Raw genomic sequence first — 21,381 nt, 5'->3', positions numbered from 1 at the left:
CCGTGGCAAATTGCGCCCGCAACCAGTCAGGGACAGAACATGGTTTCGGTGCAGGAACAGTACGACGCCTATCCGTATCCGGAACGCGACCCGGCGGACGAAGCCGGACGGCTGATCACCGGATCACCGTCGCATCCGCTGGAAATCGACCATTTCCTCTTTCAGGGGCAGCGCGACTGGTCACAGCCGCTGCGGGCGCTGGTTGCTGGCGGCGGCACCGGCGACGGTCTGATCCAGCTTGCGCAGGTGCTTGCAAGCGCCGGGCGACCTTACGAAATCACCTATCTCGACCTGTCGGTCAGCGCCCGCAGGGTGGCCGAAGCGCGCGCCGCAATGCGCAATCTGGCGGGCATCACCTTTGTGACCGGCTCGCTGCTTGACGCGCCTGACCACGGAACCTTCGACTATATCGATTGCTGTGGCGTGCTGCATCATCTGCCGGATCCGGCGGCCGGATTTCGCGCTCTGCGCGCGGCACTCGCCCCCGGCGGCGGGTTGGGATTCATGGTCTACGCCCCCTACGGCCGCTCGGGCGTTTATCCCTTGCAGGAGGCGTTTGCCACCCTGCTGGCGGAGGCCGCGCCAAAAGACCGGCTGGAGGCGGCGCGGGCTGTGGTGGCCGGGCTGCCCGAGGGACATCCGTTTCGTACCAACCCCAATCTGAGCGACCACCTGCAGAGCGATGCCGGCTTTTATGACCTGCTGCTGCATTCGCAGGACCGTGCCTATGACGTGACGGACCTGAACGGGGTGCTCGAGGCGACGGATTGGCGGCTGCTGTCCTTTGCCACGCCAGCGCTTTATGATCTGGCGCGTCTCGCTCCGGTGCCACCCGGGATCGACAGGATCACCGCCTGGGGGGTAGCGGAAAAGCTGCGCGGCACGATCAAGATGCATGTGGGCTATGCCGTGCCCGCCGACGACGCGCGCGACGTGCCGAAGGGGCGTGACCGGACCCTGGTGCCGCATTTGCGCGGTGTGGGGGCGGTGGCTTTGGGGCGGGCGGTTGCCCAGGGCAAACCGGTGCCGGTGCGCATGGGGCAGGTGACGACCACGCTGTCCCTGCCGCGCGGCATGGGCCGGGCGCTGGCGGCTGTGGATGGCCGCCGCACGGTGGCGCAGATCGCCGCGACGTCGGGGCTGGATCCGATCGCCTTTGGGTCAGGGTGGAGCCAGGTCGAACACGAGCTGTGCGACTGGGGGCTGATGCTTTATTCCGGGCTGGGAAAATAGCGCGATGTGCGGGCGGTTTGCGATCACCCTGCCGCCGGACGCCATGGCGCAGCTGTTCGCCGCCGCGCCCGCCAATGCGCTGCCCGAGGTGCCGAACTACAACGTCTGCCCGACCAATGACGTGCATGTTGTCTGGAACGCGGACGGGCAGCGTCGGCTCGGGGCAATGCGCTGGGGGTTTCTGCCGCACTGGTACAAGACGGTGAACGGCGGGCCGCTGTTGATCAATGCGCGGGGCGAGACGCTTGCCGACAAACCAGCTTTCAAGGCCGCCTGCCGCGCGCGGCGCTGCCTGATACCGGCCAGCGGCTTTTACGAATGGACCAGGGACAGCGCCGACAACCGGCTGCCGTGGTACATTCACCCGGCCCGAGGTGAGGTGCTTGCCTTTGCAGGGGTTTGGCAGGACTGGGAACGCGACGATCAGATGTTGCGCACCTGTGCCATCGTCACCACCGCTGCGAATTCCAGTATGTCACGGATACATCACCGGATGCCGGTGATCCTTGCGCCCGATGACTGGTCTTTGTGGCTCGGCGAGACGGGCAAGGGGGCCGCGGCACTGATGGTGCCAGCGCCCGAAACGGCGCTGGATTTCTATCGCGTCGGCACGGCGGTCAATTCGAACCGGGCCAGTGGCCCCGAACTGTCGGAGCCTCTGGGTACCTAGGACGGGCGTATCAGCTGTCGTAGGCGGCGTCCGCCTGCATGAGCGGCTTGCCACTGGAGTTCAACTCGACCGGGGCCGGGTTGACATAGTCGATGACGCCGGCGGCGATGATCGGCTCGGGCGCAGGTGGTGCGGCCGGATCGGTAACCGGCTCAGCAGACGTGGTCTCCGTCGCGGGCGCTTCGGGCTCCGGCAGCGCACTGACGTAGTTTTGAGTCATGCCATCGGTCACGGCAAGAATGAACTCGCCGTTTTCAGGCAGTTCACCTGTGGACCAGCTGCCGTCTTCGGCGATCGCGGCCATCGGGATATCGGTGATGTTTACAAAGCGGATGGTGTCGCCAACCGCTGGGTGGACCACGTCGGGGAAATAGCCCTGGCCCAGCAACAGCACATAATGTTCTTCAGCTTGCAGGGATCCTGCCAGGCCCAAAGCGGCCAAGGCGGAAAGAAAAGCAGTTTTGCGCAGCATGGAATGCTCCTGAATTGGTCGCGGCGGCCCCACCCGTTTCGGATTGATCACTTGATAGCCGCGGAATCTGGCAAAATTGCGGCGCGGCGCCGTCCTGACCCGCCTGGCCGATGCGGGGTGCCGCGACGCGGAGATCGCAACCCCCACCGGGCACGGCCTAATGACCTGGCCGCGATCCTCGACGCCACGGTCCCAGCCGCGATGCACCGCTGGCAGAATCAGCGCGCGCCAGGCGCGCGCGGCGCACAGCCAAACCGGAACTTCCGAACGGCGTCCCCAACGCGTCCGGGTCGGTCGCAGCGTGAAGTCAATTTATGCGATGATTTCAATGGCAGGGGCACGGGGACTCGAACCCAGGACCTACGGTTTTGGAGACCGTCGCTCTACCAACTGAGCTATACCCCTACACAGCGCTTCGGATAGAATGGCGCGGCCCGGCAGTCAAGGGCAATCAAACGGTTTATCCGTGCCGGGTGTCGGGCAACTTGCGCATCCAGCCGAACCGGTTCGGACGGAACCCTCTGCCCTGGCCGGTCACCTGCTGGAAGGCGTGCCGGGGCTCTGGGCAATCCGGTGCAAATGATGCGCCAGTTCCGCCGGGGCCGAAAAGAAGGGAGAGTGCGAGGTGGCCAGCCGAATGACATCCTGTGGGGCAAAGTCTTGGCTCATGGTGTGCTGGAATTCAGTGGGGATCGCGCTGTCCTGTTCGCAGAGGATATAGCTTCGGGCCACCGTGGCGTAGGCAGGGCCCAGGGTCACGCGCGTCGCCTGCGGCAATGTCGGCTCAGGGCACAGATGTTGCAGTGCATAGGCGACGTCCCTGTCGTCGCAATCGTGATAAAAGATCTCGCGGGCATGTTCCGGCAAAATCGAAAAGCTTTTTCCGTCACCGGATTTGCGGATTGCCTTCATGATCGGCTGGCGCGGAGCCCGAAGGCGCATCTCGACCAGACTGTGATCGGTCCAGGGGACGTAGGCGCACAGATAGACCAGACGCCGGAAGTGCAGGGGGGCAAGATCGGCGGCCCGACTGATCGGATAACCTGCCATCGAGTGGCCAACGACGATTGTCGGACCGTGCATCGCGTCAAGGATCGCTTCTGCATAGCAATCGAGGCTGATCTCACTGATCGGTGTTCTGTCCTGTCCATGACCGGGAAGGTCCAGGGCGCGCACGGTGTGACCCAGTGACGCCAGTTCCCGTGTGAGGTACCGCCAGCTCCATGCACCGTGACAGGACCCGTGGATCAGAAGAAATTCGGCCATACAGTACGATCACTTCTGATTCAGGACGCGGGATGGCCCTGACGGGTGAGGAAATCCGACAGGATGCGTGCATATTCTTCGGGTTTTTCCACACAGGGCAAATGTCCGGCGTCACGGATCAGGGCAAATTCAGAACCGGGTATCAGTTCGATGGTTTCCCGTACCATGTCCGGAGGGGTGGATCCGTCTTCGGATCCGGCGATGCCAAGGGTGGGAAGGCGCAAACCCGAGGTGGTGGCAATAAAGTCGGTCCCCGCGATTGCGGCGCAGCAGCCCAGATATCCCTCGGATGGCTGACGGACGAGCATATTGCGCCAGGCCGTGAATTCGTCGGTTGCACGGAACGCCGCGGAAAACCAACGCTGCATGGTCGCATCGGCGAGGGCTTCGATACCTCCGGCGCGGACGCCGTCAATGCGTTCCTGCCACATCTCACGGGTGCCGATCTTGGCCCCGGTATTCGACAGCACCAGAGCGCGGATGAGATCGAGACGTTTGGCGGCGAGGCCCTGAGCGATCATGCCACCGATCGAGAGACCGACAAAAACTGCATTCTGTACACCGAGGAATTCCATGAGCTTTTCCGCATCCGACACCAGCGTGCCCATGCCATAAGGCGCGGCGGGGGAGTCTGACAGACCGTGCCCGCGTTTGTCATAACGGATGAACTTTAATCCCTGCGGCAGCAGCGGGATGACCTTGTCCCAGAGGCGCAGGTCGGTGCCCAGAGAGTTGGAAAACACCACCGGCGCCCCGGAAGGGTCGCCGTCGATCCGATAGTTCAGACAGATTCCGTCGAGACGAGCGATATGCATGTTTTGTATCTCCTTGGCGGCAGCATTTCCCGCTTCTAGCCCGGTTCGGGCGGGCGCAAAACTTTTAAAAAGTTTTGCCAAGAGTTTTTCGGAAAACTCTTGGTCGCAGCGGCTGCACCGGGATCACGCCGGAAACGATCGCAGCGCCCGGGCAAAGACCGCGGCATCGACATTGCCACCGGAAATGGTGACGATCACGGCGTCGCCCTGGACATCGTCCGGGCGGAAGAGTGCCGCGGCAAGTGCGACGGCGCCGCCCGGTTCAGCGACGATCTTGAGCCGGGAAAATGCCTGCGACATGGCGTGCAGCGCTTCGTCCTCGCTGACCACGAGGCCGGGGCCGCAAAGCCGCTTCAGGATCGGAAAGGTGAGGTCGCCCGCCTGCGGTGTGATGATGGCGTCACACAGGCTGCCGGAACTGCGCGCGTTGCGCTCGATCCTGCCGGACCTCAGTGACCGGGCCACATCATCGAACCCTTCGGGTTCCACGGGGCGCACCCGCAGCCCCGGCGCCCGGGTCTCGAGTGCGAGGGCGATGCCCGATGTCAGGCCACCGCCGCCGCAACAGACGAGAACATCTGCCTGGCTGACGCCCAACGCCTGCGCATCTTCGGCGATTTCAAGGCCGATGGTGCCCTGGCCCGCAATCACTTGCGGCTCGTCATAGGGTTTGATCAGGGTCATTGCGCGATCCGCAGCCAGGCGGGCACCGATGGCGTCGCGATCCTCGGTCGCGCGGTCATAGAGGACAACCTCGGCGCCAAACGCGCGGGTGTTGTCGATTTTCATCTGCGGGGCGTCGGAGGGCATGACAATCACAACCGGAATTCCGTGCTCCTTTGCCGCCAGCGCCACGCCCTGCGCGTGGTTGCCCGAGGAGAAGGCGATGACCCCGCGAGCCCGCACCTCGGGGGACAGGGCCGAAACCGCTGACCAGCCGCCGCGGAACTTGAAGCTGCCGGTGTGTTGCAGGCATTCGGCTTTGACATAGACCCGTCGGCCCGCGATCGCGTCCAGGAATGGCGAAGACAGCAGTGGCGTGCGGCGGGCGTGGCCACAAAGGCGCAGTGCTGCGGCGTCGATCATGTCAATGTTCATGCTGAGAGCCTGTTGTGAGGACGTGAGACGCGGACGTGGAGCAGAAGAATCGGGGGTGGAAACACCGGAACCGGTCCAGGTGCCGGAGCATGGTCAGCGCTTCAGCCAATCCAGCCAGTCGGCAAGCGCCCTGAGGGATTCGGGTTCGTCCAGGAAGGGAATGTGTCCGCGATCCGGGATTTCGGCGGCGATCATGTCAGGTCTGCGCCGTTGCATCTCGGCAAAGGTCCGGGCCGTGAGCAGGTTGGAATTCGCCCCGCGCAGGGTACAGAGCGGCAGGCCGTCAAGAGCGTCGAAGAGCGGCCAGAGATCAGCCGCCGGCTGGGCTCCGCTGGCCAGCACGCTGTCGCGCAGCCGGGGATCGTAGCGAATGACAAGGCCGTCCGGCGTCTCGCGGTACAGGGTCTCGGCCTCGTGTTGCCAGCGGCTCAGAGGCACGTTGTCAAAGCCGTCGTCGGCCCGCGCGCGGGCTGCGGCGGCCTCGTCCCAGGACTTCCACGGCGGATTGCGGCCAAGGTAGCCCTTTATGAAATCCAGCCCGCTCTGCGCGATTTCGGGGCCGATGTCGTTGAGCGCGACCCCGAGCAGGCGATGTCTGGCCGTGGCGGCGAGAACCATGGCAATCAACCCGCCGCGCGAAGTGCCGAGGACGGCGGCCTTTTCGACCCCGAGGTGGTCGAGCAATTCTAGTGCATCGCGGCCTTCGGTGGGGATTGTGTAGGTCTCGGGGTCCGCCCATTCCGAAAGGCCGCGGCCCCGGTAGTCCAGGCGGATCAGGCGGACCCCGGTCAGATGCGGCGCGACATGGTCAAAATCATGCAGGTCGCGGGTCAGCCCGGCCAGACAGAGCACTGCGGGCCCGGTGCCGTCATCCGAAAAATTGAGCGTCACTTGGTCAGAGGTGATGAACGTTGGCATCAGCTGGCGAGGTCCGGAACTGTTGTGAGGTCGGTCAGGATGTGTTTCGGACGGTGTGGCAGCCGGTCGACCGGATCACCCGCGCGGTTGACCCAGGCTGTGGGAAAGCCATAGCCGGAGGCGCCGGCAATGTCCCAGCCATTGGACGACACGAACAGCACCTCGTCGCGGGCGCAGCCAAAATGCCCGCCCACCAGATCGTAGACCCTGGATGACGGTTTGAAGATGCCGACCGTTTCAACCGAAAGAACGGCGTCAAGGTACGTGCCTATGCCGGCGCTGTCGACGGCGCCCTCCAGCATGTCCGGATTGCCATTCGACAGGATCGCGCAGTTCAGCCCGCGCGCCTTCAAGGTGGCAAGCATTTTCGGCACTTCGGGGTAGGCGCGCAGTTCCCAGTAAAGCGCCAGAAGCCGTTCACGCAGCTCCGGATCGCCGTTCAGTCCCCGGCGTTCAAGCGCCCAGTCGAGCCCGTCGCAGGTTACTTCCCAGAACGGGGCGTGTTCATTGGTGATGGCGCGCAGCCAGGTGTATTGCAGCTGCTTGAGGCGCCAGTCTTCTGCCAGCTCCTTCCAGCATTCTGCCAGAGCATCCCGGCCCGGCTCGCTCGCGGCGGTGCGTGCCGCGGATGCCACATCGAACAAAGTTCCATAGGCGTCAAAGATGCAGGTGTTGATGGCCATGGATCCTCCGGTTTGTGCTGGCGGCAGATTGTCACGCCAAAGCCGTCGGGGAAAGGGTGAAATCAAACCGGTCAAAAACCACAAATCTGGACATTCCGAGTGGACGGGATGGTGGGAAACCCGCCAGTTTGGCGCCGTTTTCGACTGTTCTGCGGGTCTTTGTTTGCAATTCCGCCGTCCGGACCTTACCTTGAGCGCTGAGCATGAGCACCCGCGCAGGACGCGGCCTCGCAAAGCAACCTTCCCAGATCAGACAGGAAATTCTTATGACCGAGGTCAAAACGGGTGACACCGTGCGTATTCACTACACCGGAACGCTGGACGACGGCACAACCTTTGACAGTTCCGCGGGCCGCGACCCGCTGGAATTCACCGTCGGATCGGGACAGATCATCCCGGGTCTGGACAAGGCCATGCCGGGCATGAATGTCGGTGACAAGAAGACCGTCGCCATCGTTGCTGACGAAGCCTATGGCCAGCCCAACCCCGAGGCGCGTCAGGCCGTGCCGCGTACCGAGATTCCGGCGGAAATCCCGCTCGAGCTGGGAACACAGCTGCAGGTTCAGACGCCCACCGGGCAGGTGATGCCGGTGACGATTGTTGAGGTGACCGAGGCGGAAGTGACGCTGGACGCCAATCACCCGCTGGCGGGCAAGGATCTGACCTTTGCCATCGAACTGGTCGAGATCGCCTGATCACGCCGCCGTCGGCCCGCGATTGACCGGGCCTGACCCGGTTGAATAGACTGCGGCCAGGCCGATATGACGGAAAATGCCGGGCCCTCGGGGGACCGGCATTTTGCGTATGTGGGTGCCCCCGTGTTCGTATATGAGGCATGGGACAACTGGAGCCGGGCGCCATGACTGAACAGACACGACCGCTTATCCCGGTCAAAGGCGGCACGGGTCCATTGTTCCAGGGGGCGCGGCCGCTTGTCTTTGCCGACCGTCCACTTGTGGTCTCGTGGTCGCCTAAAACGGCCTGTACCCATGTGCTGATGTGGTTTCTGCACCATCAGAACCTGCTTCCGGCGGCGCTGTATTACGGCGACTGGCCGCATACATTCCGCGGCCAGGTGTATTACCGCTCGCTGTCCTATCGCCGTGCGGCGTCGGCGCTGCGCGACAGCCGGGGGCGGGGGTACACGCTGCTGCGGGTGACGCGTGCACCGCACCGGCGGCTGGTGTCCAGTTTTCGCCACGTGATGCGGCACAACCTGTTGCAGGACGTGCTGGACCCGGCGCTGGGGCGGGACACCTCGGTCAGCGGTGCATCGCTGACGGAAGTGGGCTGCGTGCTTGAGCAGCACGACCTGTGCACACCTTCGGGGCTGGACATGCACATCTGCGCGCAGTTTCACCCGCTGTGGGACATGCCGTTTGACAGGGTGATCACACTGAACCTGGATGACATGCCCCTGGGTGCAGGGCTGCGCGCTGTCGAGGACGAACTTGGCCTGACGCCAAGCCCGGTGGACGATCTGCCGGGGCTGCAAGCCATGCGGCACCGGCATTATACCGGGGACGCGCCGCACGCCGGACCCGCGCCGGTGGAAGACACCTGGCTGACCGGACAGGGAGAGACCTTTCCCAAATCCGCGCTGGAACGCGCCGCACAGACACGGGTGATTGCCGAACGTCTGTACGCAGTGGACCTGGGCCGCGTCGCGTCCGGCGACACGGCCGGGCGGCTGTTTTCCGGCCTTCAGCGCTGACCGGAGAACCGTTCCTGCCAGGCCGCGCGCTCGTCGTCGGTGATCTTGCGAAATGTGACCTCCGGGACTGTAAAGGCGTGGCCCGCGGGCAATGCGTTCAAAGCCGCTGCGATGTCATCGGGCCATGCGGCGTCGTCGGCGTTCAGGTCCGCCAGCAGCTGGGCCGAGGCATCCGGTATGAAGGGCGACGACAGAACCGCGTAGAGCCGGATCAGGTTGAGCCCGAGACGTGTCTGCATCGCCGCCTGTTCGGGATCGGTCTTGATCGTGGTCCAGGGCGCCACTTCCTGCAGGTATTCGTTGCCAAGCACCCAGAGGGCGCGCAGCGCGGCCGCGGCCTTGCGCACCTCGATCGTATCCATCTGGCTCTGGTAGTCGGCCAGGCGTGCGCCGAGGTCAGCGATCAGCTGGTCTTCGCGTGCGCCCATGATGCCGCCCGCGGGGACGGCCTCGCCGAACTTCGAACGGCAGAACTTTGTCACCCGGCTGGCAAAGTTGCCCAGCACATCCGCCAGATCCTTGTTCACCGAGGACTGGAAGTTCTCCCAGGTGAATTCCGCATCCGAGCTTTCCGGTGCATGCGACAGCAACCACCAGCGCCAGTAGTCCGGCGGCAGGATTTCAAGCGCCTGATCCATGAACACGCCGCGCCCGCGCGAAGTTGAAAACTGGCCGCCTTCGTAGTTCAGATAGTTGAAGGACTTGATGTAATCGGCAAGCTTCCACGGCTCCTCACTGCCGAGTATCGTGACCGGGAAGGACAGGGTGTGGAACGGCACGTTGTCCTTGCCCATGAACTGGGTATAGCGCACGTCGGCGGCGCCACTGTCGGTACGCCACCAGCGCTGCCAGTCGGTGCCGTTGCCTGCATCGACCCATTCCTGGGCGCAGGCGATGTATTCGATCGGGGCATCGAACCAGACATAGAACACCTTGCCCTCCATGCCCGGCCAGTCCTCGGTTCCGCGTTTCACCGCCACGCCCCAGTCCAGATCACGGGTGATTCCGCGATCCTGCAACCCGTCGCCATCGGTCAGCCACTTTCGGGCGATCGAGGTGGTGAGGATGGGCCAGTCCGCCTTGGTGTCGATCCAGGCGGCGATCTGGTCCTTCATTTTCGACTGGCACAGATACAGGTGCTTGGTTTCGCGCATCTCGAGATCGGTGGCGCCCGAGATCGTGCTGTGCGGATTGATCAGATCCACCGGGTCCAGCTGTTTGGTGCAATTGTCACATTGATCGCCGCGGGCGCTGTCAAAGCCGCAATTCGGGCAGGTGCCCTCGATATAGCGGTCCGGCAGGTATCGCCCGTCGGTCGGCGAATACATCTGGGTCTCCGAGACTTCGCGGATCAGGCCCCGATCATACAGCACTCCGGCAAAGTGCTGCGTCAGCACATGGTTCTGCGGCGAAGAGGACCTGCCGAAATGGTCAAAGCTGAGGCGGAAGCCCTTGGCGATGTCGGCCTGCACGGTGTGCATTTCGGCGCAGTATTCCGCAACCGGCTTGCCTGCCTTGCTGGCGGCCAGTTCGGCCGGGGTGCCATGCTCGTCCGTCGCGCAGAGAAACAGCACCTCGTGTCCGCGCGCCCGCAGGTATCGGGCATACAGGTCGGCGGGAAGCTGCGAGCCGATGAGATTTCCGAGATGCTTGATCCCGTTTATGTAGGGAATCGCAGAGGTGATGAGGTGGCGTGCCATGTCTTTGGTCCCGCTGATGTCAGGGTTTTTGTTGCTGTAACGGATGTTGTGCGGCGTGGCCAGTGGCGGGAACCACGGGCCGTCTGCCCCCGGGCGCGCCTGTAGATCCTTGCGGCCCGAAGTCGCGGCGGGGTTGCGTCAGCTGCGGTCGCGGGCGCGGGCCATGAGACGCCCGATCAGGAAGCTGGTCCGCGGGGCATAGACAAACGGTGTGCGGGGACGGGCCACTGGACGCGCACGCATGCGCACCAGGCCGAACACCACAAGCGCGGCATGGCCGAGTGCAATCAGGATGAACAGCGCGGGCGGGCCATAGGCGTTCATCAGAAGCGACGCCACATAGGGGGCGGCGATGGCGCCGACCGCGTACCAGAACATCAGTGCCGCCGAGAGTTCGACCCTTTCCGAACTGTCGGCAAAGTCATGGGCATGGGCCGAGGCGACCGAGTAGATCGGAAAGGTGGTCAGCCCGAAGATGGTGGCGGTGAGCATGATCCCGGCGGTGGGCAGATCGGTGAGCGTGGCGGTCAGCGCACAGCTGAGGATCGCGGCGACGGACAGCCAGATCAGCACCGCGCGCCGGTCAAATTTGTCAGCGAGCCAGCCCACGGGATATTGCGACAGCGCGCCGCCCAGCACAAAGGCGGCCAGGAACCAGGCGATCTGGTCGACGGCAAGGCCGACGCCCTGGCCATAGACCGGGCCGACCATCCGGAAGCTGGCCGAGGACAGCGCCGCCACGATCACACCGGCGGCGGCCAGTGGCGAGCGGTCGACCGCCAGGCGTGGACGCAGGCGCGGGGCGGCGGGGGTCTCGGGCTGTTTCGAGGTGGTGAGCGTCAGCGGCAGCAGTGCTGCACAGCACAGCAGTGCCAGCAGGTTGTAGCTGACGTAATGTGCCGGATCGAGAACGCTGATCATCAGCTGCGCCACCAGCGACGCGCCCATGTCCGCGACCCGATAGGCTCCCATGGCGCGGCCGCGGGTCTCGTTGGTGACCTCTGCCTGCATCCAGGCCTCGATCACCGTGTAGCAGCCCGCAACGCACATCCCCGAGGCGATGCGCATCAGGCCCCAGGCGTAGGGGTTCACCACCATCATATGCGCCAGCAGGCCGATGGCGCCAAAGGCGGTGAAGGCAGCAAAGGCGCGGGCGTGTCCGACAGATCCCATCAGTCGCGGCGCGAACCAGCAGCCGATGAAGAAGCCAAGGAAATGCGCCGATCCCAGCATGCCGATTTCAGCGGTGGTGAAATTCAGCGCAAACCCCGAAAGCGCATCCAGCGGGCCAAGGGCTCCCGAGGAAAGCTGCAGCAGGATCACCGAAAGGAAGAGGGCCACAAAGGACAGGGGCAGGCGCATGGGATTGTTAGACCGTGCCGCGTCCTGCCTGTCGAGACGGGATGCGACCATCGGTGTCGTTTTATGCGTTGCACCCGCTGCGGTCCGCTCCGGGGGAATCGATGCCGGGGACCTGTCCTTTTGTCATCGCTGCCGCGCTGCGGCCCTTGCTTTCGGCGGTGGACCGGACTGAGGTACTGTTGTACAGGACGTTTTGGCAGCCCGGGGAGAGCGCGCAGCCATGATCACCGAAAGTGACGACTATTTCCGACGCGGGTGCGGGCGCTGCGGGCGCTTTGACACCGTGGACTGTTCGGTCCGGCTCTGGGCGACCGACCTGCGGGAACTGCGCCGGATCTGCCTTGCGGCGGGCCTTGAGGAAACCGTGAAGTGGGGGCATCCCTGCTATATGCATGCGGGGCGCAACATCGCCATCATCGGCGCCTTTCGCGGCGACGTCCGGCTGACCTTTTTCAACGCGGCCCTGATGAAAGATTCCGAGGGGATTCTCGAAAGGCAAGGCGCCAATGCCCTGCACCCGAGCATGATCCGTTTTGACCAATTGCGACGCGTCGCCGACCTGGAGCCGGTGATACGGTCCTATATCGCTCAGGCGCAAGGCTATGCCGACGCCGGCATCCTTCCGGCAAAGGAGCCGCGTGTCATCGACCTGCCCGATGAACTGGTTACGGCGCTGGACTGCGATCCCGAACTTGCCGAGGCGTTCTTCGGGCTGACACCCGGCCGCCAGCGCGGCTACGCGCTCAATCTCGGCACGGCGAAGAAACCGGAGACGCGATATGCACGCATCGCAAAATTCCGCACCCGCATTCTGGCGGGCAAGGGTGTGAACGAGCGCTAGACCGGCCGGGCCGCGCGTCGTGTCGTCAGACGTCATCCCACAGGGTCCGGACCCGGAACGCCACCCGGCAACGTGATTTTCCCGCACGTCCGCCCCGGGGCGCGGCAACGAGGCGCTTGACCCTGCGCCCGTGAGTGGCGAAACACGGGCAGCAGCATACCAAGGAGGGGTCATGGCCCGAGAGACCGCACCGGCCACGGGTCAGGACGAACGTCAGAAATCCAAGAAGCTCGGCTCGCTCCGCAGCCTCTGGCCGTTCATGCTGCCCTACCGAGGACTTCTTGCGATGGCGGTGATGGCGCTGGTGCTGACCGCCTGCGTCTCGCTCGTGCTGCCACTGGCGGTGCGGCGCGTGGTGGACAACTTCGAGGATGGCTCGGGCCAGTTGCTGAACCAGTACTTTGGCGCCGCGCTGGCGATCACGGCGCTTTTGGCGGTGGGGACGGCGCTGCGCTATGCGCTGGTCACACGACTGGGCGAGCGGGTCGTCGCGGACATCCGCAAGGCGGTGTTCGACCGGGTGATCGGCCTTTCACCGGTGTTTTACGAAAAGATCATGACCGGCGAAGTGCTCAGCCGGATCACAACCGATACCACGCTGATCCTGAGCGTCATCGGCTCGTCGGTCTCGATTGCGCTGCGCAATGTGCTGATCTTTGCCGGCGGGTTGGTGTTGATGCTGTTCACCTCGTGGAAGCTGACGCTGATGGTTCTGCTGATCGTGCCCGCCGTGGTGGTGCCGATCCTGACGCTGGGGCGGCGGCTGCGCACCCTCAGCCGCGAAAATCAGGACTGGATCGCCGCGTCCTCGGGCAACGCCTCCGAGGCGCTGAGCTCGGTGCAGACAGTGCAGGCCTTCACCCACGAGGCGATTTCGCGCAACGCTTTTGCCGAAGTGACGGAGAAAAGCTTTGACGCGGCGCGGCGGCGGATCTGGACGCGGTCGCTGATGACGGCGATTGTGATTTTTCTGGTGTTCACCGGTGTGGTCGGAGTGTTGTGGATCGGTGCCTGGGATGTGCGCGCCGACATCATGACACCCGGAGAGCTGGTGCAGTTCGTGATCTATGCGGTGATGGTGGCCGGGTCGGTTGCGGCCCTGTCCGAAGTCTTTGGCGAGTTGCAACGCGCGGCGGGCGCGACCGAGCGTCTGGTCGAACTGCTGCACACCACGGATCCGGTGATGGACCCGGTCGAGGCGCAGGAGCTGCCCAGGCCGGTGCGCGGAGAGATCCGTTTCGACAATGTGAGCTTTGCCTATCCGGCCCGTCCGGGCATTTCCGCGCTGGATGAGGTGAACCTGACTATCCGCGCCGGCGAGACCGTGGCGCTGGTCGGGCCCTCCGGGGCCGGCAAAACGACGATCATCCAGTTGATCCAGCGGTTTTATGATCCTGACGAGGGGGCGGTGCGGCTGGATGGCGTCGCGCTGAAGGATCTGGAACGCGACGCGTTCCGCCGTCACATCGCTCTGGTGCCGCAGGACCCGGTGATCTTTGCCGCCTCCGCGCGCGAAAACATCCGGTTCGGGCGTCCCGATGCCACCGACGCCGAGATCGAGCAGGCCGCCGAGGCCGCAGCCGCAGCCGAGTTCATCACGCGTCTGCCCGACGGCTATGACAGCTGGCTTGGCGAGCGCGGAGTCATGCTGTCCGGCGGGCAGAAACAGCGCATCGCCATCGCCCGGGCGATCCTGCGCGACGCGCCGGTGTTGTTGCTGGACGAGGCGACCAGCGCGCTGGATGCCGAAAGCGAACGGGCGGTGCAGCGGGCGGTGGACGAGCTGTCCCGCACCCGCACGACGATCATCGTGGCGCATCGTCTGGCGACGGTGAAAAAGGCCGACCGGATCGTGGTGCTGGAGCATGGCCGGATCGTCGCGACCGGGGCGCATGATACGCTGGTCGCCGAAGGCGGACTGTACGCCCGGCTGGCGCAGTTGCAGTTCACCGACGGCATGGCGGCGGAGTAGCTCCGGAGAGCTAGCGCGATCACCGACACGGAACGCACGGGGCCTGCACACCGCAGTGTCCCGGCTTGCGTCGGCCGGGCGGCGCGGGACGTTGCGTCAGAGTTTTGATGCCGCAGCGTCGGTCGGGCTTGCGTCACGACGCGATCCTTCGGAGACTGTACCCGGGAGACGACCCGCGACGAGGTCGGAACAGAGGGAGGAGACGGCTGATGGGTTTTGCATCCATGGCGGATCGAAATGCGATTGAGGCAGAGATGCCCTGGGAGCAGAGGGACGTGCCCAAGACCATGTTCGGCGTGCTCAGCCGGACAGCGGGGAAATTTCCGGACCGTCCTGCGGTAAGTTACCAGATCTTTTCGGGGCCGAAAGACAAGGCCGAGACGCTGCGCTGGGACCAGTTGCTGGACCGGGTGACCCGGGCCGCCAACCTGTTCCGGTCTCTGGGTGTCGGTGAAAGCGACGTGGTCGCCTATGTGCTGCCCAACTGCAACGAGACAACCGTGGCGCTGCTCGGGGCGATGGTGGCGGGAATTGCCAACCCGATCAACCCGCTGCTCGAACCCGAGCAGATTGCCTCGATCCTGCGTGAAACCAAGGCCAAGGTCGTCGTCACGCTCAAACCCTTTCCCAAGACCGACGTGGCGCAGAAGGTGCACGAGGCCTGTCGCCATGCACCGGGCGTGCAAACGGTGCTTGAGGTCGATCTCAACCGGTATCTGACGCCGCCAAAGCAGTGGATCGTTCCGTTGCTGCGGCCAAAGCTGCAGGGTGCGGGTCATGTGGATGTGAAGAATTTCAACCGCGAATGTGCCAAACAGCCAAAGACCCTGCAGTTCGAGGATGTCCAGAAGGACCGGGTGGCGGCCTATTTCCACACCGGTGGCACGACCGGGATGCCCAAGGTGGCGCAGCACACCTATTCCGGCATGATCTACAACGGCTGGCTGGGGCACAGACTGCTGTTCAGCGAGCAGGACAACATCATCTGCCCGCTGCCGCTGTTCCACGTCTTTGCCTGTCACGTGATCCTGATGGCGTCTCTGGCCTCGGGGGCGCATGTGGTGTTCCCGACGCCGCAGGGGTATCGCGGCGAAGGCGTGTTCGACAACTTCTGGAAGCTGATCGAACGCTGGAAGATCACCTTTGTCATCACCGTTCCCACGGCGCTTTCGGCACTGATGCAACGCCCGGTCAATGCCGATGTCTCGACCGTCAAGACGGCGTTTTCCGGCTCGGCGCCCCTGCCTCTGGAACTGTTCCGGCGCTTTGAAGAGGCGACCGGCGTGACCATCGTCGAAGGCTATGGACTGACCGAGGCGACATGTCTTGTTTCGGTGAACCCGACCGAAGGGTTGAAAAAGGTCGGATCGACCGGCATCCCGCTGCCCTATACGCAGGTCAGGATCCTGAAGACGGTGGAAGGTTCGCCGGTCGACTGCGGTGTGGACGAAGTCGGAGAGATCTGCGTGTCCAATCCGGGGGTCTATGCCGGAAAGACCTATACCGAGGCCGACAAGAACCGGGATCTTTATCACCACGGCACCTTTTTGCGCACCGGCGATCTGGGGCGGCTGGATGCAGAGGGGTATCTGTGGATTACCGGCCGCGCCAAGGATCTGATCATCCGCGGGGGTCACAACATCGACCCGGCCGAGATCGAAGAGGCCCTTCTGGGTCATCCGGCGGTGGCCTTTGCCGGAGCCATCGGCCAGCCGGATGCACATTCAGGCGAGCTGCCCTGCGCCTATGTGGAACTGGTGGGCGGTGCCACGGTCAGCGAAGAAGAGCTGCTGGAATATGCGCGGGTCCATGTCCACGAACGCGCGGCACAGCCCAAGCACATGACCATTCTGGACGCGTTGCCCAAGACGGCGGTGGGCAAGGTTTTCAAACCGGACCTGCGCAAGCTGGCCATCACCCGGGTGTACAATGACGCGCTGGAACAGGCGGACTGCCCGGCGCGGGTGGTTGCTGTGGTCGACGACAAGAAGCGCGGGCTGGTGGCGCAACTTGCCGCCAATGGTGCAGATGACGCGCAGGTCTCGGCTGTGCTCGGGGACTTCACCCGGCCGTGGGAGTGGCAAACCGACTGAGGTCGGCCAATTCCGCAAGGTCCCGAGGTCTCGGGCGCCTGCGGTGGCGCGCGCCCGGGCCACCTCCCGGTAGATGCCAGGGCGCGCCATGCCGTCTGCGAGGGCGATGCCTTGCCGTCCCAGACTGGCGCCGGGCCACCTGCGGCTTCATCTGGGGACGGGCGGTGCGCCACCCATGAACAGATTGTCGTTCTGATAGTCACAGGGCGTGTCTTGCATCTGCAGGTGCAGTCCGGTGCCGGTAAAGGGATGGGCCCGGGCCAGCGCCTCGTCCACGTCGATTCCGAGCCCGGGGGTGGTGGGCGGCAGGATATATCCGTTGTCGATCGTGATGCTGTCGCGGATCAGGGCGCTGTGGAACGGAGTCTCGATGGTCTCGGCCATCAGCAGGTTCGGGATCGCGGCGGCGAGGTGTACATTCGCGGCCCATTCCACCGGCCCGGCATAGAGATGCGGCGCCATTTCGGCGTTGAATGCCTCGGCCAGCGCCGCAATCTTCCGGGTCTCCCACAGGCCACCGGAACGGCCCAGCGCGGGCTGCAGGATTTTTGCGCCACCGGTGCGCAGCAGAGTGGCGAACTCGGACTTCGTGGTCAGCCGTTCGCCGGTCGCTATCGGAATCCGCACGGCGCGGGCGACCTCGCTGAACTCCAGCAGGTTGTCGGGCGGAATGGGTTCTTCGAACCAGAGCGGCAAATAGGGTTCGATCGCCTGGCCCAGACGGATCGCGCCCGAGGTGGAGAACTGGCCGTGGGTGCCGAACAACAGGTCGGCCCGGTCACCGACAGCGGCGCGCAGGGTGCGGCAAAAGGCAACCGAGCGCGAGATGTCGGACAGGGCCGGCTGGTGACCGCCGTGAATGGTATAGGGGCCGGCAGGGTCGAATTTCACCGCCGTATAGCCGCGCGCCACCAGATCGAGGGCGGATTCGGCGGCCTGATCCGGGTCGTTCCAGAACCCTGTCAGGTCATGATGCGCCAAGGGGTAAAGATAGCTGTAGGCCCGGATGCGCGGGTTCATCATCCCGCCCAGCAGCGCCCAGACCGGGCGGTCCCGGGCTTTGCCCAGAATATCCCAGCAGGCAATTTCAAGTCCCGAAAAGGCGCCCATCACCGTCAGGTCCGGGCGCTGGGTAAAGCCTGAACTGAAGGTGCGGCGGAACAGCCATTCAATGTTTTCCGGCGACTGATTCAGAAAGTGCCGCTCGAACACGTCCCGGATCACCGCCTCCATTGCCACAGGACCGACCGACGCTGCATAACATTCGCCCCAGCCGGTGATGCCATCTGCGGTCGTCACCTTGACCAGGATCCAGTAGCGCCCGCCCCAGCCCGGGGCCGGCGGAGCGGTGATCAGGACATCGAGATCTGTCAGCTTCATGTCAGCTTCTCCTGTCGCGGCGTGTCCTGGTGCGGGCGCGCGGGCGGGATTTCAGAACAGGATCACATTGCGTTTCGCGCCGCCCGCCTTGGTATCGGCGATGGCGTCGTTGATCTGATCCAGTCGCCAGCGGCCCGAGACCAGTTCGTCCAGTTTCAGGCGGCCCTGACGGTACAGGTCGGCCATCCAGGGAATGTCGCGGCGGATCACCACGTCGCCCATCTTGGAGCCGACCATGCCCTGCGCCATGTAGGCCAGCACCACCGGTTCGAATTCCGCCATGGCGCCGGAATGGGGCATGCCGACCATCACCACCTTGCCGCCCCAACCCAGATAACGCGGGGCGTCGTTGTAGGCGGGAATGGCTCCGACCGTGACGATGACCGCGTCAGCGCCGCGGCCCAGGATCTGCTGCACCGCCTTCCAGGGCGCCGGGCAGGTCGCCAGCACACCGTCGGTGGCGCCAAAGTCGCGGGCAATGTCCAGCTTTTCCTGCGTGACGTCGACCGCGACGATGCGGCGCGCACCTGCGATGCGCGCGCCCTGGATCGCGTTCAGGCCGACTCCGCCGGCGCCGATCACCACGACATCCTGACCGGGGCGCAGCCGGGCCGCATTTACGACGGCGCCGATGCCCGTGATCACGCCACAGGCCAGAAGCGCGACCGCTTCGGGTGGAATGTCGTCGGGCAACGGGACCACCTGGCTTTGGTCCACCACGACATGGCTGGCAAACGCGCCGCAATTCATCGCCTGAACAACGCTTGTGCCATCCTGTCGGCTGAGGGGCGAGGCATTGGCCCGCGGAGTGTCGCACAGGGTCGGCTTGCCCCCCGAGCAGTTCGGGCAGGTGCCGCAGGACCGGATCAGGGTGACGACCACCCGATCGCCGACAGCCAGCCCGGTGACGGTGTCACCCAGCGCGGAAACCCGGCCCGCCGCTTCGTGTCCGTAGACCGCAGGCAGATCGCCGCCCCACGCCCCATCGGCGTAGTGGATGTCCGAATGGCAGATGGCCACCGCTTCGAGGGTGACTTCGATCTCGCCCGCCAGCGGCGCGCGCAGGTCAAGCTGTTCGATCTGCAGTGGCGCACCGTGGGTAGCGCAGACAGCGGCAGTGATGCGGGTCATCGTGATCTCCAGTTTGTCCCCGGCAGCCTGCGATGCCGCACCGGGCGGCACAAGCCTGAATGCGACGGCATGGGGATGTTCAAGGACACGTGGGCGGGCGGCCTGCGGATGCCGCTGGCAAGATCACGGTTGTCCGGTGCGCGGACAGCGCGACCCCGCCGGCGTCACGGATTGGTCGCGACGGGACGCGGGATCAGAGCGCGCGGACCGCGGTGGCAAAGGCGCGTGCTTCCTGCGGGGCCTGTCCCATCTGGGCTGCGGACCTGAAGAGGGCCGCGGGCAGGTCCGGCCAGCGCGCCAGCGCCGCGTCGCGCAGGTGTGTGCCGTCTGCCATCACCTGCTTGCAGAGCACCTTGACCTCGGACTGGGCATCGGGGCGCGACATGCGGTCTGTCAGCGCAAAGGACAGGGCTTCGGCGGCAAGCAGCCCCTGGGCACTGTCGAGCGTTTCCGACATCGCCTCTGCATTGGGCGCCAGGGTTTCGGCAAGCCGCTGCGCGTGGTTCAGCGCCGCCGACAGGCTGAGGCAGAGCGCGGGCAGGCTGAGCCACTCGGTGAACCAGGCAGCGCCGTCCCGTTGCTGACGGTGCAGCCCCGCGCCCTGCAGCGTGCTGTTCAGCCCCAGTGCATGATGCGAGAGGGCAACCAGAGCAGAGGGGGCCACCGGGTTCTGCTTTTGCGGCATGGTTGACGACCCGCCGGCCCCGCCGAGCCGGACCTCGGAAAGGCCGGATTGGGTGAGCAGCAACAGATCCTCGCCCATCTTGCCCAATGCCGTGGTGGCGCGGGTGATCCAGGCCGCGAGTTGCAGGATCGGGGTGCGGTCGTTGTGCCAGCTGCGCCCGGGGTCAGACAGGCCAAGGGCCTGCGCCAGCGACGCGCGCAGGGCCGGGGCGTCGGCGCCCAGTTCGGTCGCGGTTCCGGCCGCCCCCGAGAGCGACACAGGCAGGCCATCAGAGCGGATCTGGCGCAATTCCTTCAGCAATGTCAGCAGCGGCCAGCCCCAACTGGCCACGGTGGCACCAAAGCTGGTGGGCGTCGCGTGCTGGCCATAGGTCCGCGCCGCCATCGGCGTGATGGCATGCGACTCGGCCAGAACGGCCAGCGCCGCGAGTGTTTTTTCGAGACCGTCGTCATACAGCGCTAGCACCTGGCGCAGGCGCAACATCAACGCGGTGTCGAGGATATCCTGCGACGTCGCGCCCCAGTGCAGGTATTGTGCGTGTTCCGGTGCCTGCATCAGCGTCCGGAAGGCTGTGACAAGCGCCGGCACCGGCACGCCGTTCTGACCGGTGGCTTCGGCCAATCCGGCGGGATCAAGCTGGATTTCCAGAGTGGCGCGATGGATCGCGGCAGCGCTGAGCTCCGGGATCACCCCCGCGGCGCCCTGCACCTTGGCCAGTGCGCCCTCGACCAGCAGCATGGCGCGGATCTCGGCGCTGTCGCTGAACAGGCGGGCGGCTTCTGTGGTGTCAAAGAGTTTGCCGAGGTGAGCGCTGTCGAAAGGCGAGGCTGGCATGGGGCTGTCCTTGGATCCGAAGGGGGCGTTTGCCCCTCTATAGGGGCTGACAGGTGTCGGCAACAGGGGTGCTCAGCCAGCTTTCGCAGCCAGCACCCGGGGCAGGTTGATTTCGACCCAGTCGGCAAGGGCAACGACCCGGACCGAGATTTCGTCGCCCAGGTCGGTCAGCGAATATTCCACGTGGGGCGGCACGACCGGATGCGACACCCGACGGACAATGCCGTCCGCCTCGAGCGCCTGAAGCGTCTGGGCCAGCATGCGTTCACTGACGCCGCCAATTCTGCGCCGCAGGTCCGAAAACCGCAGCGTGCCATCCTGTAGCACGATCAGGACCAGCACGCCCCAGCGGCTGGTGACATGCCGCAGCACGGTGCGCGACGGGCAGTCGGCGGACAGCACCTGACCCCGGCGTACCTGTTCCGAGACGTTGAGAGCGATTTTTTCCGACATCGGCGCCACTTTCCTAAAACTAACATTTTTGTGCGTACTTACTTTTAATTAGTAATGGATT

The 21,381-nt window shown here is 64.8% G+C and carries 19 protein-coding genes and 1 tRNA gene; 7 read left to right on the top strand and 13 right to left on the bottom strand.

Annotation, left to right across the window (positions count from 1 at the left end):
* Positions 1 to 39: 39 nt before the first annotated feature.
* Together FOY53_RS04845 and FOY53_RS04840 are read left to right on the top strand one after the other, a co-directional pair.
* Complete coding sequence (locus tag FOY53_RS04845; RefSeq protein WP_146586301.1) at positions 40 to 1,233, top strand: class I SAM-dependent methyltransferase; 1,194 nt, start codon at positions 40 to 42, stop codon at positions 1,231 to 1,233.
* 4 nt (positions 1,234 to 1,237) lie between these two features.
* Positions 1,238 to 1,903 carry an SOS response-associated peptidase gene (locus FOY53_RS04840; RefSeq protein WP_146586299.1) on the top strand — a complete coding sequence of 222 codons (666 nt, stop codon included), beginning with the start codon at positions 1,238 to 1,240 and terminating at the stop codon, positions 1,901 to 1,903.
* 10 nt (positions 1,904 to 1,913) lie between these two features.
* Here FOY53_RS04840 and FOY53_RS04835 read toward each other — a convergent pair whose 3' ends face one another.
* From FOY53_RS04835 to FOY53_RS04805, 7 genes are all read right to left on the bottom strand, one after another.
* Entirely contained in the window at positions 1,914 to 2,375 is a 462-nt protein-coding gene (locus FOY53_RS04835; protein WP_146586297.1) for a cupredoxin domain-containing protein, read from the bottom strand.
* A gap of 329 nt (positions 2,376 to 2,704) precedes the next feature.
* Positions 2,705 to 2,780 (bottom strand) — tRNA-Trp (locus tag FOY53_RS04830).
* A 129-nt stretch (positions 2,781 to 2,909) separates the two neighbouring features.
* A complete protein-coding gene (locus tag FOY53_RS04825) occupies positions 2,910 to 3,641 on the bottom strand; it encodes an alpha/beta fold hydrolase (protein WP_146586295.1) in 732 nt (243 codons plus the stop codon).
* 20 nt (positions 3,642 to 3,661) lie between these two features.
* Positions 3,662 to 4,456 carry a 3-oxoadipate enol-lactonase gene (pcaD, locus tag FOY53_RS04820; protein WP_146586292.1) on the bottom strand — a complete coding sequence of 265 codons (795 nt, stop codon included), beginning with the start codon at positions 4,454 to 4,456 and terminating at the stop codon, positions 3,662 to 3,664.
* 123 nt (positions 4,457 to 4,579) lie between these two features.
* The gene (locus FOY53_RS04815) at positions 4,580 to 5,554 is read right to left on the bottom strand and encodes a threonine ammonia-lyase (protein ID WP_146586290.1); all 975 of its coding nucleotides are present in this window, start codon (positions 5,552 to 5,554) and stop codon (positions 4,580 to 4,582) included.
* A gap of 93 nt (positions 5,555 to 5,647) precedes the next feature.
* Positions 5,648 to 6,472 (bottom strand): alpha/beta fold hydrolase, encoded by an 825-nt coding sequence (locus tag FOY53_RS04810; RefSeq protein ID WP_146586288.1) that lies wholly within the window; start codon positions 6,470 to 6,472, stop codon positions 5,648 to 5,650.
* Complete coding sequence (locus FOY53_RS04805) at positions 6,472 to 7,155, bottom strand: haloacid dehalogenase type II (RefSeq protein WP_146586286.1); 684 nt, start codon at positions 7,153 to 7,155, stop codon at positions 6,472 to 6,474. Before FOY53_RS04805 ends, FOY53_RS04810 begins: the two co-directional genes overlap by 1 nt.
* Before the next feature lie 266 nt (positions 7,156 to 7,421).
* Between FOY53_RS04805 and FOY53_RS04800 the strand changes: the two genes are divergently transcribed.
* Together FOY53_RS04800 and FOY53_RS04795 are read left to right on the top strand one after the other, a co-directional pair.
* Positions 7,422 to 7,850: an FKBP-type peptidyl-prolyl cis-trans isomerase gene (locus FOY53_RS04800; RefSeq protein ID WP_146586284.1), complete on the top strand. Its 429-nt coding sequence runs from the start codon at positions 7,422 to 7,424 to the stop codon at positions 7,848 to 7,850.
* Between the two features lie 164 nt (positions 7,851 to 8,014).
* Positions 8,015 to 8,869, top strand: coding sequence for a hypothetical protein (locus tag FOY53_RS04795; RefSeq protein ID WP_146586282.1), 855 nt, complete (start codon positions 8,015 to 8,017; stop codon positions 8,867 to 8,869).
* Here FOY53_RS04795 and metG read toward each other — a convergent pair.
* Positions 8,860 to 10,569: a methionine--tRNA ligase gene (gene metG / locus FOY53_RS04790; RefSeq protein ID WP_146586280.1), complete on the bottom strand. Its 1,710-nt coding sequence runs from the start codon at positions 10,567 to 10,569 to the stop codon at positions 8,860 to 8,862. The genes FOY53_RS04795 and metG overlap by 10 nt on opposite strands.
* A 138-nt stretch (positions 10,570 to 10,707) precedes the next feature.
* Positions 10,708 to 11,931, bottom strand: coding sequence for an MFS transporter (locus tag FOY53_RS04785; protein ID WP_146586277.1), 1,224 nt, complete (start codon positions 11,929 to 11,931; stop codon positions 10,708 to 10,710).
* A gap of 220 nt (positions 11,932 to 12,151) precedes the next feature.
* Between FOY53_RS04785 and FOY53_RS04780 the strand changes: the two genes are divergently transcribed.
* From FOY53_RS04780 to FOY53_RS04770, 3 genes are all read left to right on the top strand, one after another.
* Positions 12,152 to 12,772: a YdeI/OmpD-associated family protein gene (locus tag FOY53_RS04780; RefSeq protein ID WP_146586275.1), complete on the top strand. Its 621-nt coding sequence runs from the start codon at positions 12,152 to 12,154 to the stop codon at positions 12,770 to 12,772.
* Positions 12,773 to 12,944: 172 nt separating this feature from the next.
* Positions 12,945 to 14,744, top strand: coding sequence for an ABC transporter transmembrane domain-containing protein (locus FOY53_RS04775; protein WP_146586273.1), 1,800 nt, complete (start codon positions 12,945 to 12,947; stop codon positions 14,742 to 14,744).
* A gap of 209 nt (positions 14,745 to 14,953) precedes the next feature.
* Positions 14,954 to 16,837, top strand: a complete 1,884-nt coding sequence (locus tag FOY53_RS04770) for an acyl-CoA synthetase (RefSeq protein WP_146586271.1) — start codon at positions 14,954 to 14,956, stop codon at positions 16,835 to 16,837.
* Positions 16,838 to 16,984: 147 nt separating this feature from the next.
* Here the strand turns inward: FOY53_RS04770 and FOY53_RS04765 are convergent, their stop codons facing one another.
* The 4 genes from FOY53_RS04765 to FOY53_RS04750 all read right to left on the bottom strand — a co-directional run bounded on the left by FOY53_RS04765 (position 16,985) and on the right by FOY53_RS04750 (position 21,320).
* Positions 16,985 to 18,217, bottom strand: a complete 1,233-nt coding sequence (locus tag FOY53_RS04765; RefSeq protein ID WP_146586269.1) for a mandelate racemase/muconate lactonizing enzyme family protein — start codon at positions 18,215 to 18,217, stop codon at positions 16,985 to 16,987.
* 51 nt (positions 18,218 to 18,268) lie between these two features.
* Entirely contained in the window at positions 18,269 to 19,348 is a 1,080-nt protein-coding gene (locus tag FOY53_RS04760; protein WP_146586267.1) for a Zn-dependent alcohol dehydrogenase, read from the bottom strand.
* A gap of 193 nt (positions 19,349 to 19,541) precedes the next feature.
* Positions 19,542 to 20,867, bottom strand: a complete 1,326-nt coding sequence (locus FOY53_RS04755; protein ID WP_146586265.1) for a lyase family protein — start codon at positions 20,865 to 20,867, stop codon at positions 19,542 to 19,544.
* A 72-nt stretch (positions 20,868 to 20,939) separates the two neighbouring features.
* Positions 20,940 to 21,320, bottom strand: coding sequence for a winged helix-turn-helix transcriptional regulator (locus FOY53_RS04750; RefSeq protein WP_146586264.1), 381 nt, complete (start codon positions 21,318 to 21,320; stop codon positions 20,940 to 20,942).
* Between the last annotated feature and the right edge of the window lie 61 nt (positions 21,321 to 21,381).

Origin of the sequence: Puniceibacterium confluentis, assembly GCF_007923445.1 — a bacterium.
GTDB classification, from domain to species: Bacteria; Pseudomonadota; Alphaproteobacteria; order Rhodobacterales; family Rhodobacteraceae; genus Puniceibacterium; species Puniceibacterium confluentis.
This window is presented reverse-complemented; position numbering and strand designations above follow the sequence as displayed.

Bases quoted from the DNA above. Each gene is read 5' to 3' on its own strand.
- pcaD (WP_146586292.1), bottom strand. From the start codon at position 4,456: ATGCATATCGCTCGTCTCGACGGAATCTGTCTGAACTATCGGATCGAC.
- FOY53_RS04750 (WP_146586264.1), bottom strand. From the start codon at position 21,320: ATGTCGGAAAAAATCGCTCTCAACGTCTCGGAACAGGTACGCCGGGGT.
- FOY53_RS04800 (WP_146586284.1), top strand. From the start codon at position 7,422: ATGACCGAGGTCAAAACGGGTGACACCGTGCGTATTCACTACACCGGA.
- FOY53_RS04785 (WP_146586277.1), bottom strand. From the start codon at position 11,931: ATGCGCCTGCCCCTGTCCTTTGTGGCCCTCTTCCTTTCGGTGATCCTG.
- FOY53_RS04805 (WP_146586286.1), bottom strand. From the start codon at position 7,155: ATGGCCATCAACACCTGCATCTTTGACGCCTATGGAACTTTGTTCGAT.
- FOY53_RS04795 (WP_146586282.1), top strand. From the start codon at position 8,015: ATGACTGAACAGACACGACCGCTTATCCCGGTCAAAGGCGGCACGGGT.
- FOY53_RS04840 (WP_146586299.1), top strand. From the start codon at position 1,238: ATGTGCGGGCGGTTTGCGATCACCCTGCCGCCGGACGCCATGGCGCAG.
- FOY53_RS04760 (WP_146586267.1), bottom strand. From the start codon at position 19,348: ATGACCCGCATCACTGCCGCTGTCTGCGCTACCCACGGTGCGCCACTG.
- FOY53_RS04765 (WP_146586269.1), bottom strand. From the start codon at position 18,217: ATGAAGCTGACAGATCTCGATGTCCTGATCACCGCTCCGCCGGCCCCG.
- FOY53_RS04825 (WP_146586295.1), bottom strand. From the start codon at position 3,641: ATGGCCGAATTTCTTCTGATCCACGGGTCCTGTCACGGTGCATGGAGC.
- metG (WP_146586280.1), bottom strand. From the start codon at position 10,569: ATGGCACGCCACCTCATCACCTCTGCGATTCCCTACATAAACGGGATC.
- FOY53_RS04815 (WP_146586290.1), bottom strand. From the start codon at position 5,554: ATGAACATTGACATGATCGACGCCGCAGCACTGCGCCTTTGTGGCCAC.
- FOY53_RS04845 (WP_146586301.1), top strand. From the start codon at position 40: ATGGTTTCGGTGCAGGAACAGTACGACGCCTATCCGTATCCGGAACGC.
- FOY53_RS04835 (WP_146586297.1), bottom strand. From the start codon at position 2,375: ATGCTGCGCAAAACTGCTTTTCTTTCCGCCTTGGCCGCTTTGGGCCTG.
- FOY53_RS04755 (WP_146586265.1), bottom strand. From the start codon at position 20,867: ATGCCAGCCTCGCCTTTCGACAGCGCTCACCTCGGCAAACTCTTTGAC.
- FOY53_RS04775 (WP_146586273.1), top strand. From the start codon at position 12,945: ATGGCCCGAGAGACCGCACCGGCCACGGGTCAGGACGAACGTCAGAAA.
- FOY53_RS04780 (WP_146586275.1), top strand. From the start codon at position 12,152: ATGATCACCGAAAGTGACGACTATTTCCGACGCGGGTGCGGGCGCTGC.
- FOY53_RS04810 (WP_146586288.1), bottom strand. From the start codon at position 6,472: ATGCCAACGTTCATCACCTCTGACCAAGTGACGCTCAATTTTTCGGAT.
- FOY53_RS04770 (WP_146586271.1), top strand. From the start codon at position 14,954: ATGGGTTTTGCATCCATGGCGGATCGAAATGCGATTGAGGCAGAGATG.